The sequence below is a fragment of the Streptomyces sp. GESEQ-4 genome (genome assembly GCF_017948455.1).
Lineage (GTDB): Bacteria > Actinomycetota > Actinomycetes > Streptomycetales > Streptomycetaceae > Streptomyces.
This window is the reverse complement of the sequence record NZ_JAFFSU010000002.1, coordinates 233,486-246,283: the sequence shown is the minus strand read 5'-3', so window position 1 is coordinate 246,283 and position 12,798 is coordinate 233,486. Positions and strand designations below refer to the sequence as shown.

Genomic DNA, 12,798 nt, shown 5'->3' with positions numbered 1-12,798 from the left:
ACAGAAGGGACGAAGAAATTGAAGGCATTCGTGATGAAGGAAATCGGGCGTGTGGGTTTCATGGAAAAACCGGTTCCGCCACTGGGCCCCGGCGACGCGCTCGTGCGGACGACCCGGGCCCTCATCTGTACGTCCGACTCTCATACCGTCCAGGGCGGCATCGGCCCCAGGGAGGACCTGACGCTGGGACATGAGGCAGTGGGTGTCGTAGATGCGATCGGCAGCGAGGTACGAGACTTCCAGCCCGGCGACCGTGTACTGGTCGGCGCCATCACTCCCGACTGGGGCGACCTGGCTTCCCAGAACGGCTTCCCCTCGCAGTCCGGTGCGCCGCTCGGGGGCTTCAAGTTCGCGAATTCCAAGGACGGAGTGTTTGCCGAGTATTTCCACGTGAACGACGCAGATGCCAATCTCGCGAAAATCCCTGACGATATCTCGGACGCGGCGGCCGTCTACTGCGCCGACATGATCTCCACCGGGTTCATGGGCGCGGAGCACGGAAACATCCCGATGGGCGGGACCGTGGCCGTCCTCGCGCAGGGGCCCGTCGGTCTGATGGCGACAGCCGGGGCCAGGCTCCGTGGCGCCGGACTCGTCATCGGCGTCGAATCGGTCCCCAGCCGGCAGAAGCTGGCGCGGATGTACGGCGCGGACGAGATCGTGGACCTGCACCAGGGCGAGCGCCTCGATCTCGTGCTGTCCTGGGGCCGCTTCCATCGTCACCACCGCCTCGACACCGACGCGATGCTGCGGGCGACCGCCGACGCATGGCGCCGCTGGATGCAGCATTTCGCCTACGACGGTCCCGAGGAACCCCTGGTCAGGCGCTCCGCGATCACGCTGAAACTGTGCGACGACTGGGCCAACGGCTCGCTGGTCGCGGCCCCCACCTCCTCCTTACCCGCACCGATCGGCGGCATCCGCAACTGGGACTACCGCTACGCCTGGATCCGCGACGCCGCCTACGCCGTGTTCGCGCTGCGCCGCATCGGCTTCCGCGGCGAGGCCGACGCCTTCCTCGGCTGGGTTCTCGACGCCTTCGAATACAGCGGACAGCCCCGGATCATGTACGACCTCCGGGGTGGTCTGGTGCCGGACGAGGTCGAGGACGGCGAACTGGAGGGCTACCAGCGCTCAGCCCCCGTGCGCTGGGGCAACGGAGCGGCCGACCAGCGCCAGCATGACGTCTACGGCGAGATTCTGGACTGCGCCGACCAGTGGCTGCGCTCCGGCGGCGAGATCCAGACCGAGCTGTGGGCGAACCTGGCCACGCTGGCCGACGCCGCTGAGCGGACCTGGCGCCAGCCGGACCAGGGCATCTGGGAAGTACGCAGTGAGGGCCGGGTGTTCACGTACTCGGCCGGGCTGTGCCAGGTGGCCCTGGACCGGGCCGCGCAGATGGGTGAGCGGCTCGGCCTGCCCGGGCGGATCGCACAGTGGCGCACCGCGGCGGACCAACTGCGTCGGCTCATCCTGGAGCAGTCCTGGGACGAGGACGCGCAGACCCTCAGCGCCCACCTGGACGGCGGCGGCCTTCTCGACGCCAGCCTGCTCGCGCTCCCGCTGCGCCATGTGGTGCCGGCTGATCACCCACGGATGGTGGCGACCACCCACGCCATCGCCGACCGCCTGTCAGCGGGTGACGGGCTGCTCTACCGATATCTGCACAAGGAGTCCCCCGATGGTCTGGCCGGCGACGAGGGCGCCTTCGTGCTCTGCAGCTTCTGGCTGGTCGACAACCTGATCGGCCAGGGCCGGATCCAGGACGCCGAAGAGCTGTATGCCTCGTTGTGCGCCCGGGCGAGCCCGCTGGGACTGCTGTCGGAGCAGATCAACCCGGTCACAGGAGAGTTCATGGGCAACTTCCCCCAAGCGTTCAGCCACATCGGGATCATCGCCAGTGGCGTGAACCTCGCCCGGGCGAAGGCAGGTGCACAAGGATGATCGACCGGCTGACCGTATTCGGCGCGACAGGCGACCTCACCGCGCGCTACCTGCTGCCCGCGCTGGCCGCCCTCCAGGTGGCCGGACACCTCGGCGACCGGCTGCAGTTGACCGGCGCGAGCAGGGAGGACTGGAGCAGCGAGCAGTACCGGGAGTGGATCGCCGCCCAGCTCGACCGTCACGGGGGACCCACTCCGGCCGACGCCAGGGAAGCGATCGCGGCATCGGCCCGCTACGTGCGGTGCGACGTCACCGACCCCGCCGATGTCGCCGCGGCCATCGCAGGTGACGGCCCGGTCGCGGTCTACCTCGCCCTCCCCCCGGCACTCTTCCCCCGCGTGGTCACGGCACTGCATGAGGCAGGTCTGCCGGAGGGCAGCCGGATCGTGCTGGAGAAGCCGTTCGGCGAAGACCTGGCCGGCGCGCAGGAGCTCAACCGGCTGCTCGCGGACCTCGTGCCGGAGCAGGCGGTGTTCCGGGTCGACCACTTCCTGGCGATGACGACCGTCCAGAACGTACTCGGCAGCCGCCTGGCAAACCGCGTGCTGGAGCCGATCTGGAACAGCACCCACATCGCCGAAGTGGAGATCGTGTGGGACGAGACTCTCACGCTGGAAGGCAGGGCCGGCTACTACGACCACGTCGGCGCGCTCAAGGACATGATCCAGAACCATCTCCTGCAGCTGCTCTGCCTCGTGGCCATGGAGCCGCCCGTCACCCTCGGCGAGCGGGACCTGCGGGACCGCAAGGTCGACGTACTGCGATCCGTGCGACCGCTGACCGAGCACGACGTCGTGCACCGCACGCGGCGCGCACGCTATCTGCCCGGCAGAATCGGCGAGCGCGACATTCCCGCCTACGTCGACGAGAAGGGCGTCAGCCCACAGCGCGGCACCGAGACCCTTGCCGAGGTGGAACTGGAACTGGACAGCTGGCGCTGGGCCGGTACCACGTTCCGGCTCCGCAGCGGCAAGGCGCTCGGGGCGGATCGCAAGGAGGTGGCGGTGCGCTTCCGCGCCGTACCTCACCTGCCCTTCGGCCACAGCGGGGAAGCCCTGCCCAACGTGCTCCGCTTCGGGCTCGAACCGGAAGGGCTGACCCTCGATCTGACAGGCATCGGCGCGCATGCCGACGAGCTGGCTCCGCTCTCGCTGACCGCGGACATGGAACCACCGGGCCTGCCTGCCTACGGGCGGCTCCTGCTGGACGTCCTGGAGGGGGATCCCGCCCTGTCCATCCGCGGCGACGAGGCCGAGGAAGCGTGGCGGGTCCTCGAACCCGTACTGTCCGCCTGGGAGAGGGACCTTGTACCGCTGGAGGAGTACCCGGCCGGTTCGGAAGGTCCACCCACACGTCAGCGCGTGTGATGTCCCCCAGTCCCGAACCCCGCACCGCGTGCATCGTGGTCATGGGAGTCGCCGGCACCGGCAAGTCGACGGTGGGCCGACTACTCGCCAAGCGGCTGGGCGTCCCCTTCGCGGAGGCGGACGACCTGCACCCGCCGGCCAACATCACGAAGATGTCGGCCGGTGTCCCGCTCGACGACGCGGACCGGCAACCCTGGCTGGAGTCCATCGGCCACTGGCTGCGCGAACGGGACGCGGCCGGCACCGGCTGCGTGGTCTCCTGCTCCGCGCTGAAGCGGCGCTACCGTGACGCGCTCCGGGCGGCCTGTCCTCACGCGTTCTTCCTCCACCTGACAGCCCGCCCCGAGCTGCTGGCGGAGCGGATCGGCCACCGCACGGGACACTTCATGCCCGAGGTGCTGCTCGACTCGCAGCTCGCCACCCTCGAGCCCCTCGAACCGGACGAGCGAGGAGCCGAGTTGGACGCCACACCCGACCCGGAGACCATCGTCGACAGGGCTACGGCCGTACTGCCGACTTCGTGACACGGGTTCCCCGGCATGCCCCTATGCGGTGTCCCTCACCCGGACAGCCCGCTGAAGTCGCCGGGTGCAGGCGGTGGAGGAAGGCTGAGACCGTCGATACAGCGGAAGGGGCCGTGGCATGGCACAGTCAACCGGCGGGGTTCGGAAGTCCCAGCGCGGCGCAGAGCTACTGGGCGGGGGCCTCGCCCTCTTCGCCGGCTGGGCGCTGGAGTTGAGCGGGACGCTCAGCGTCCTTCTCGGCGTCGTCGGCGTCACCCGCGACACCCTCTTCAGCTCGCCCGACTACACCTACGAGTTCAGTCTGACGGCCTGGGGCTGGATCCACATCGTCATCGGCATCGGGCTCGTCGCCGCCGGCCTGGGAGTACTGCTCGGCAAAGCCTGGGGCACAGGGGCCGGCGCGGTACTGGCGGCGGTCAGCCTGATCACCCAGTTCATGTTCATCCCCTTCTATCCCCTGTGGTCGATCAGCGTGATGACACTCGACCTCCTCGCCCTCTGGGCATTGGCCAGGTCCACGGTGGTGGACGACTAGCGCCGATCTCCGAAACGGGGTCACCGGCTGACCACTCGTCACTGAGAACCGAACCCGTCCCACGCGCGTGATAGCGGAGAACGCATTGACGTGCACATAAAGGCGGGGGAACGCGAGTGGGATCCACAGTACGCGCGAGAACGGCGGCAGTTGCCGTCTTGACGGCCGGGGCGCTGCTCACGTCGGCGGTATCGGCCGGCGGCCTGCCGGCGCGAGGCGTCGGCTCCGCCGCACAGGAGGGATCGAAGCCACCGGCGACCGTCACGTTGGTCACCGGTGACCGTGTGGATGTCGGCGCCGACGGCCAGGTCGTTCGGCTGGTGCGCGGCAAGGGCCGCGAGGAGCTCGGCTTCTCGGTGCGGCGCGAGGCCGGCCACACGTACGTCGTCCCGCAGGACGCCCTGCGCCTGGTCGCCGACGGCGTGCTCGACCGTCGGCTCTTCGACGTCGCGCAGTTGGTCCGGGGCAGGTACGACGACGCGCACCGCACCACACTGCCGCTGATCGTCGGCTACAAGCAAGACGGCGCCGGGACAAGGGACTTGACCGCCGGCGGCGACCCGTTCGCGGGCGTGGCCGTCCGGGAGCGCCGTGCGCTGCCCGCGGTCGACGGGGAGGCCTTCGAGGCGCCCAAGTCCGGTGCGCCCGCGCTGTGGGCGGCCGTCACAGGCCGCGCTTTTGCCCGTACGTCAGGAGGTACGGCCGCCCTCGCACGGCCCGTCGCCCATGTCTGGCTGGACGCGAAGGTCCGGGGCACCCTGGCCGAGAGCGTGCCGCAGATCGGTACGGCCGCCATGTGGGAGTCGGGCTACAGCGGCAAGGGCATCAAGGTGGCGGTCCTGGACTCGGGCGTGGACGAGACCCACCCGGACCTCGCGGGCGTCGAGGTGGCGCAGAAGAACTTCAGCGAGTCCCCCGTGGTCAAGGACCGCTTCGGGCACGGAACGCACGTGGCCTCCATCCTCGCCGGAAGCGGTGCGAAGTCCGGCGGCCGCTTCAAGGGCGTGGCGCCCGGCGTGACGGTGCTGGACGGCAAGGTCCTGGGCGACGACAACTTCGGATCCACCTCGGGCATCGTCGCCGGCATGCAGTGGGCCGTCGACCAGGGCGCGCGGGTCGTCAACATGAGTCTGGGCGCCCTCGACTCCCCGGAGGTCGACCCGATGGAGGCGGCCGTCGCCCGCCTCTCCGGCAAGGCCCTGTTCGTGGTGGCCGCGGGCAACTCGGGCGACGGTCCCCGGAGCATCTGGTCGCCCGGCAGCGCCCCCGCGGCGCTCACCGTGGGCGCCGTGGACAAGCAGGACCAGATCGCCGCCTTCTCCAGCCGCGGCCCCAACCTCGACGGCACGCCCAAGCCGGACATCACCGGACCCGGCGTGGACATCACCGCCGCTCTGACCACGCAGGGCGAAGAGCCCCCAGGTGACGGCTACGTGGAACACGGCGGCACGTCGATGGCCTCCCCACACGTCGCGGGCGCCGCCGCCCTGGTGCTCCAGCAGCACCCGGACTGGAGCGGAGCCCGGCTGAAAGCGCTGCTGACCGGTTCGGCCAAGCCCAACCCGCTGCTGAACGCCCATCAGCAGGGCGCCGGCCGGGTGGACCTGGCGCGAGCCGCCACTGCCGTGGTCGTCTCCGAGCCCGGCTCCCTCGGCTTCGGCACGCACGCCTGGCCGCACGCCGACGACAGGCCGGCTGCCAAGACCCTCACCTACCGCAACCACGGCACCCGGCCCGTCACCCTGCGGCTGAGTGCCTCCGGGGCCGACCCGTCGGGCAGGCCCGCCCCGGCCGGCATGTTCACCGTCAAGGACGCCCAGCTCACCGTTCCGGCCGGCGGCACCGCGAAGACCACCGTCACCGCCGACACGCGCAAGGGCACCGTCGACGGGGTCTTCGGCGGCACGGTGCTGGCGTCGGGAGGCGGCCAGCAGGTACGTACCGGTCTCGTGGTCGAACGGGAGGTGGAGTCATACGACGTCACGGTGCGGCACATCGACGCCGACGGGGCGAACCCGGCCACCTACACGACGATGATCACCCCGGGTGACGGACTCGGCAGCCCCATGGAGCTCCCGTACAGCGCGAACGGCACGGTGGTCCAGCGGCTGCCCAAGGGGTCGTACCAGCTGGAGAGCCTGGTCTTCGCCCGCGACAACGAGCTGGGCTTCTTCGTCCAGCCGGTTCTGGAAGTGAACAAGAACGTCACGGTCACGCTCGACTCCCGCAAGGCCAAGCCGCTCGCCGTGAAGGCCCCGGATCCGGCCGCGAAACTCGTCACTTCCACTGTCGGCTACTACGACTTGTCTGTCGGAGCGTTCAACTCCTGGTCCACCAACGGGGTGCCGCCGATCCGCACCGCCGCCCTCGGTCCGGCGTCCGACACGATGCGGGCCCAGTTCAACGGCGTATGGAAGAAGCCCGGCACGAACGTCGACTACCGGCTCGCCTTCAACCGCAAGGGGAGCTTCTTCACCGGCCTGAACCGCACCATCACCCGGGCCGAGGTCGCCGAGGTGAAGCTCGGCTTCGGCGCCTCCGTCACCGGGGCGAAGGGCCTGGTCCACATCACTCCGCTGGACGACCTCGGGAGCGGCGTCGGCATTCCGGACCCGGAGGAGCAGAAGCTGCCGCGGACCACCACGCACTACCTCAGTACGACCGGGGTTCGCTGGTCCTGGACGGCCGCACAGCTCGACGCCCGCAGCGAGGTGCGCATGCAGTACACGAAGAAGGAGGTGACATACAAGCCGGGCTCCAGCCAGGCGCTGAGGTTCAACACCGGTGTGGTCGGCCCCGATCTCGCGGCGGGCGGTCCCGATGAGCGAGGTGCGAATCGGACCGGCGACTACATCGACGCCAAAATCCCGCTGTTCAACGACGGCAACGGTAACCCTGGGTCCTCGATCGTCACCCGCGGCTTCGCCCGGCTGGAATCCGGCGGGCGGATCCTCGCCGAGGGCCCGGCCACGGAATGGCTGAGCGCCGAAGTTCCCGCCGCCTCCGGCGTGTACCGCCTGACGGTCGAGGCGGCCCGCTCCGCCGCTGACACCTCCACCAGTACGAAGGTGGCAGGGGTGTGGACGTTCACCTCGGCCCGGCCGACGTCGGACGACACGGTCAAGCTGCCGCTGTCGACGGTGCGGCTCGCGCCGAAGCTGAGCCTGAGCGGGACGGCTCCGGCGGGCAGCACGCTCAAGGTGCCGCTGAAGCTGAGCGGCGCGGCCGCCGCGGCCGGGCGGGTCGCCGCACTGACCGTGAGGGTCTCCTACGACGGCGGCAGGTCCTGGAAGCCGCTCACCGTGACGACCGACGCGCGGGGCGCGCGCTCGGTGAGCGTGAAGCACCCGGCGATCGCCAAGGCCGTGTCCTTCCGGGTGGACCTGAAGGACACGGGCGGCAACACCGTACGGGAGACGATCACGAACGCTTACCGGCTCACTCCGTGAGGTGACCCCGGAAGGGTGCCCGCTCCGGCCTGGTCCCCGCACCTGCGGGGACCAGGCCGGAGCGCACCTTTGAGGCACCTGGCACCCCGAACGCACCGGTCGGAGCGCCGTGGAGCGGGGGCCGATCTAGGCTGGAAGCAGCCGCTGGAAACCAGCCTTGATGGGCAGGGCTGTCCGGACGGAGGCGTGGCGCGTGGAGATGGCCGGCAAGCAGGACGCGCCCACTGCCGTTGTCGTGGTGGACCCGGACGGCATGGTGAGCGGCTGGAGCGAGGGGGGCCGGCTGCTGCTCGGCTGGACTGCGGAGGACACCGTCGGCCGCCCGGTGACCGATCTGCTGGTCGATCCTCCGCCACCCGGCTTCCCCGAGGGCTACGGCACCGGCCCCGACCCCATGGGCTTCATCCCCCTGCGCCACCGGGACGGCTCCACGGTGGACGCCGTGGTGACGGCTCACCCCCTGTTCGGCCCCGACGCGCGAGTACTGGGTCACGCGGTGACCGTCCAGCGCTGGGGACGCCGCCCGGTGATCGCCGACCGGGCCTTCGAGCAGTCCCCCTTCGCTCTCGGCGTCTACGACCCTGAGCTGCGGTTCCTGTGGATCAACGCCTCCTCAGGACGGGTGATCGCGCACTCCGAGGAGCAGGTGCTCGGCAAGAAGTACCGCGAGGTGCTGCCCGAATACGACCGCGAGCTGTTTCCCGAAAGGGACGACAAGCCCTACACCGACAAGGTCGCCGAAGTGGCGAGGACGGGCGAGCCCGCGCGTCTCATCACCGTCTTCCGCCCGCTCGGCAGCAACTACGCCAACGCCTGGGCCACCAGCATCTGGCCCGTCCGGGATGCGGAGGGCCGGGTCCGCGCGGTCGCCAACTGGGGATTCGACATGAGCGCCGAGTACTGGGCTCGGCAACGCCTGCTCCTGCTCAACGAGGCGACCCGCGGCATCGGCCGGACGCTCGACGTGATCGGCACCGCCCAGGAACTGGCCAGGACCCCGGTGCCGGGATTCGTCGACCTCGTCACCGTGGATCTCTTCGACGAGGTGCTGCACGGTGAGGAACCGCCTTCCGCGTCCGCGTTCACCCCCGGCGAGACCATCGCGCTCAGCCGTGCCGCCCAGCACAGCGCGAGGGAGGACAGCGACCGGGCCGGCGGGCCCGCGATTCCGGTCAGTCACGCTCCCGGTTCCGTCGCCGTCCGCTGCATGGCCACCGGCAGGTCCACGGTCGAGCTCGCCGCCGAGCCGGGCCAGGGCGGCGAATGGGCGTTCGGGCCGGGGCTCGCCGCCGACCCGGCGCACTGGCCACCGGGTAACCCGTTGATCGACGGGACCATCGCCGCGGAAGGGCTGACCGGCCGGATCACCGTGCCGCTCCGGGCGCGTGGCACGCTGCTCGGCGTCGTCGCCTTCTCCCGCCGCGACCGGCCCGAGGCATTCACCGCCGACGACCTGATCCTCGCCGAGGAGCTGACCGCCAAGGCAGCCGTCGCCATAGACAACGCCCGCCGGTACTCGCGCGAGCGCACGACCGCGCTGACCCTGCAACGCAGCCTGCTGCCGCAGGGGATGCCGAAGCAGGAGGCGGTCGACGTGGCATCCCGCTACCTGCCCGGCGGTACCGGCGCGGAAGTGGGCGGTGACTGGTTCGACGTCATTCCGCTGTCCGGCGCCCGGGTCGCCCTGGTCGTCGGCGATATCGTCGGCCACGGCCTGCACGCCTCGGCCGGCATGGGCCGGCTGCGCACGGCGGTCCGCACCCTCGCCGACGTCGACCTGCCGCCGGACGAGCTGCTGACCCACCTGGACGACCTGGTCCTCCACCTCGCCAGCGACCTCCAGTCCGCCGGCCATTTCCAGCCGACCGGCGAGTCCGGGGCCACCTGCCTTTACACCGTCTACGACCCGGTCTCCCGGCGCTTCACGCTGGCGAGCGCCGGCCATCCCCTGCCGCTGATCATCTCCCCCGACGGCACCAGGACGCCGGTGCCCGCGCAGCCGGGACCGCCGCTCGGCATCGGCGGACTGCCCTTCGAGGCCACCGAGCTCGAACTGCCCGAGGGCAGCCTGCTCGCCCTCTACACCGACGGAGTGGTGCAGAGCCGCGAGCGCGACGTCGACGAGGGAATCGCCGAACTGCGGCGGGTCCTGAACCACTCGGCCACCTCACTGGAGGCCCTGTGCGACACGGTGATGGACGCCATGCTTCCCGAACGCCGCACCGACGACGCCGCCCTGCTGCTCGCTCGTACGCACGCGCTCGATCCCCACCACGTCGCCGACTGGGACGTAGAGCCGGACCCCGCGCAGGTGCCGCGCGCCAGGAAGTTCGCTGTCGACCAGGTGGACGCCTGGGGCCTGGCGGAGGCGTCGTTCGTCACCGAACTGGTCGTCAGCGAGCTGGTTACCAACGCCATCAGATACGGCGAGCCGCCGATCAGGCTGCGGCTGATCCGCGACACGTCCCTGATCTGCGAGGTCTCCGACGCCAGCAACACCGCCCCGCACCTGCGCCGGGCCCGCGCCTTCGACGAGGGCGGGCGGGGCCTGTTGCTCGTCGCCCAGCTCACCCAGGGGTGGGGCACCCGGCACACCACCAACGGCAAGACGATCTGGTGTGCGCAGACCCTCTCCTAGTCCGTAAGTGCTAGTCCCTCATGATGCGCCACCGGTTGTCGGCTGTGCCGTTGTCCGAGTCCTGGACCGCGAACGCGCCGACAGCGGTGGAGTTGTTCGCGATGGCGAGCAGCTTGCCGCTGTGCGCGTTACGGATCTTGTAGGTCCCGTCGCCCTGGTCGAGCAGCGTCCATCTGTGGTCGGCGGTGCCGTTGTCCGACCACTGCAGGACGGTCGCGCCGTCAGCCGTGGACATGTCCTGGACGCCGAGCACCTTGCCGCTGTGGGCATTGCGGAAGCGGACCGCGTTTCCGTCGGTGATCATCTGCCAGTCGTGGTCGGCGGTGCCCGAGTCGTTCCATTGCAGGGCGCGGCCACCGTCGGCCGTGGACATGTCCTGGATGCCCAGCACGAGACCGCTGCCCACGTTGGCGAGACGGACGGTGGCGCCGGTGTTCCAGTAGACGGTGTAGTTGTGGCCGTGCGCGTCGTGGAACGGGCCCAGGTTGACGGTGGAGCCGTTTGCGGTCGCGGTGAAGGCGAGCGAACTGCCGCTGGTCCGTGTGATCGAGGACGTGTTCAGCGAGGGGAGGGAACTGAGCGAGGAGTTGCCGTAGTTGCCGGACAGGACCACCGGGCCGTAGGTGATCGCGGCGACGTTCGCGTTGTCGTTGGCCGCCCGCATGACGATCCGCATGGGCAGGCGGACGGTGACCGTGTCCCCGGAGGTCCAGGAGCGGGTCAGGGTGGCGTAACTGCCGGGCGTGGTGGCGATGTTCTGCGCCGTGCCGTTGACGCTGACCGTGGCACCGGTGGTCCAGCCCGGGATGCGGATGCGCATCGCCCAGATTCCGCTGACGTCGCCGGTGACGTGCAGGGTCGTGGTGTCGCTGTTCGGGTACGACGTGGTCTGGGTGACCGTGATGCCGCGCTCCGACCAGGTGAGCGCAGACGGCACGAACAGGTTCACGATCAGCGTGTTGTCACTGCGGTAGTAGATGGAGTCCATGAGCCTGGTGTGCATTTCCAGGCCCGTGCCCTGGCAGCACCAGAAGGTGCCGTAGTCGGTGCTCCAGGTGCCGCCGCCCCACGCCGGGCCCACACCGCGTCGGCCTCCCGGGTTGAGCGGGGTGAAGTAGGTGACGTGGCCGTGGTCGTCGGCCGGGTTCTGCTGGCCGATCATCTGGTTCAGCCACGCCCGCTCGTAGTAGTCGAACAGCGCGGCCCGGTTCGGGTCCAGCGCGAACAACTCCCGCGTCAGGGTGAGCATGTTGAAGGTGTTGCAGCTCTCGCAGGTGTCCTGGTTCAGGTAGCCGGCGATGGCGTTCGGGGCGCGGAAATGCTCCGCCTGGCTGTTGCCGCCGATGGCATACGTGTGCGTGTTGACGCAGATGTTCCAGGCGTTGGTGGCGATGTCCCGGTAGCGGGTGGTCCCGGTGGCCTTGTACTCCCGGGCGGCCCCGATCCACTTGGGTACCTGGGTGTTGGCGTGGAGTCCGTTGAGCCTGTCCTGGTTGGACGCCAGCGGGTCGAACACCGCGGCGTGGTCGAACCGCCGGGCGACGGTGAGCCACCGCGCGTCGCCCGTCTGCTGATAGAGATCGGCCAGCACGGTGTTCATGCCGCCGAACTCGGTCTGCAGCATGGCCTGCATCTGCTGGCCGCTGAGCCGACCGGTGCGCCAGTCGACCCACCCCGCCAGGGCGAGCAGCACGTCACGGGCCTGGGTGCTGCCGATGTGGCGCCATACGTCCAGCAGGCCGACGAGGGTCTTGTGGATGGTGTAGTACGGCACGTTGCCGTTGCTCAGGGTCCGCTGCTCGAGCGCGGTGAAGTCGGACTCGGGATAGCCGGAGAGGTACCCGGCGCTGAAACCGGCGGCGCTGTTGTTGGCCTGGCACTTGGCCAGCTCCGCGACCATGTAGGTCGCCTTGTCCCGGCAGGCGGTGTCCCCGGTCACGGCGTACAGCTGGGCCCACGCCGTGAGGAAGTGCCCTTGGGCGTGAGTGCGGAAGGGGAAGTCCGGCGCGTCCCAACCGCCGTTCGCAGCCGCGCCGTTGGTGGACAGCCGGTGGTTGGCGCGGAAGTTGCGCAGCAGCCGGTCCACGTCGACGAACCGCAGGTAGTTCCGCGTCCGGTTCTGGTTGTCCAGCCACCGGCTTGCGGTGAGCCGGACCTGGTCGAGTGCGAAGGGATGCGCGGAGACCCCGATGTCCGCTCGTGCGGGCGGGACGGAAGCCGCTCGGGCGGGAGAACTGCCGATGACGGAACCGGTGGCAGAGGCGGCGGCGGTGGCCCCGGCTGCTTGCAGGAGGCGCCGTCTGCTGACGGAGGAAGACATCTTGCACCCCTTTCCGTTGGG

Annotated in this window: 7 protein-coding genes; 6 read left to right on the top strand and 1 reads right to left on the bottom strand. The window is 70.1% G+C overall.

From position 1 onward, the window contains the following. Positions 1–60 precede the first annotated feature (60 nt). From KCH48_RS06515 to KCH48_RS06490, 6 genes are all read left to right on the top strand, one after another. The gene (locus KCH48_RS06515; protein WP_246884973.1) at positions 61–1,944 is read left to right on the top strand and encodes a glycoside hydrolase family 15 protein; all 1,884 of its coding nucleotides are present in this window, start codon (positions 61–63) and stop codon (positions 1,942–1,944) included. Beyond that, the gene (locus tag KCH48_RS06510; protein ID WP_210571169.1) at positions 1,941–3,311 is read left to right on the top strand and encodes a glucose-6-phosphate dehydrogenase; all 1,371 of its coding nucleotides are present in this window, start codon (positions 1,941–1,943) and stop codon (positions 3,309–3,311) included. The genes KCH48_RS06515 and KCH48_RS06510 overlap by 4 nt, the downstream gene beginning before the upstream one ends. Beyond that, positions 3,311–3,835: a gluconokinase gene (locus KCH48_RS06505; RefSeq protein ID WP_210571486.1), complete on the top strand. Its 525-nt coding sequence runs from the start codon at positions 3,311–3,313 to the stop codon at positions 3,833–3,835. Before KCH48_RS06510 ends, KCH48_RS06505 begins: the two co-directional genes overlap by 1 nt. 118 nt (positions 3,836–3,953) lie before the next feature. Further along, entirely contained in the window at positions 3,954–4,370 is a 417-nt protein-coding gene (locus KCH48_RS06500; RefSeq protein WP_246884910.1) for a hypothetical protein, read from the top strand. A 158-nt stretch (positions 4,371–4,528) separates the two neighbouring features. Continuing rightward, entirely contained in the window at positions 4,529–7,819 is a 3,291-nt protein-coding gene (locus KCH48_RS06495) for a S8 family serine peptidase (protein WP_210571168.1), read from the top strand. A 160-nt stretch (positions 7,820–7,979) separates the two neighbouring features. Beyond that, positions 7,980–10,457: a SpoIIE family protein phosphatase gene (locus KCH48_RS06490; RefSeq protein WP_246884909.1), complete on the top strand. Its 2,478-nt coding sequence runs from the start codon at positions 7,980–7,982 to the stop codon at positions 10,455–10,457. Between the two features lie 10 nt (positions 10,458–10,467). On the opposite strand, the gene KCH48_RS06485 is transcribed toward KCH48_RS06490, so the two are convergent. Continuing rightward, complete coding sequence (locus tag KCH48_RS06485) at positions 10,468–12,777, bottom strand: beta-L-arabinofuranosidase domain-containing protein (protein ID WP_210571167.1); 2,310 nt, start codon at positions 12,775–12,777, stop codon at positions 10,468–10,470. Between the last annotated feature and the right edge of the window lie 21 nt (positions 12,778–12,798).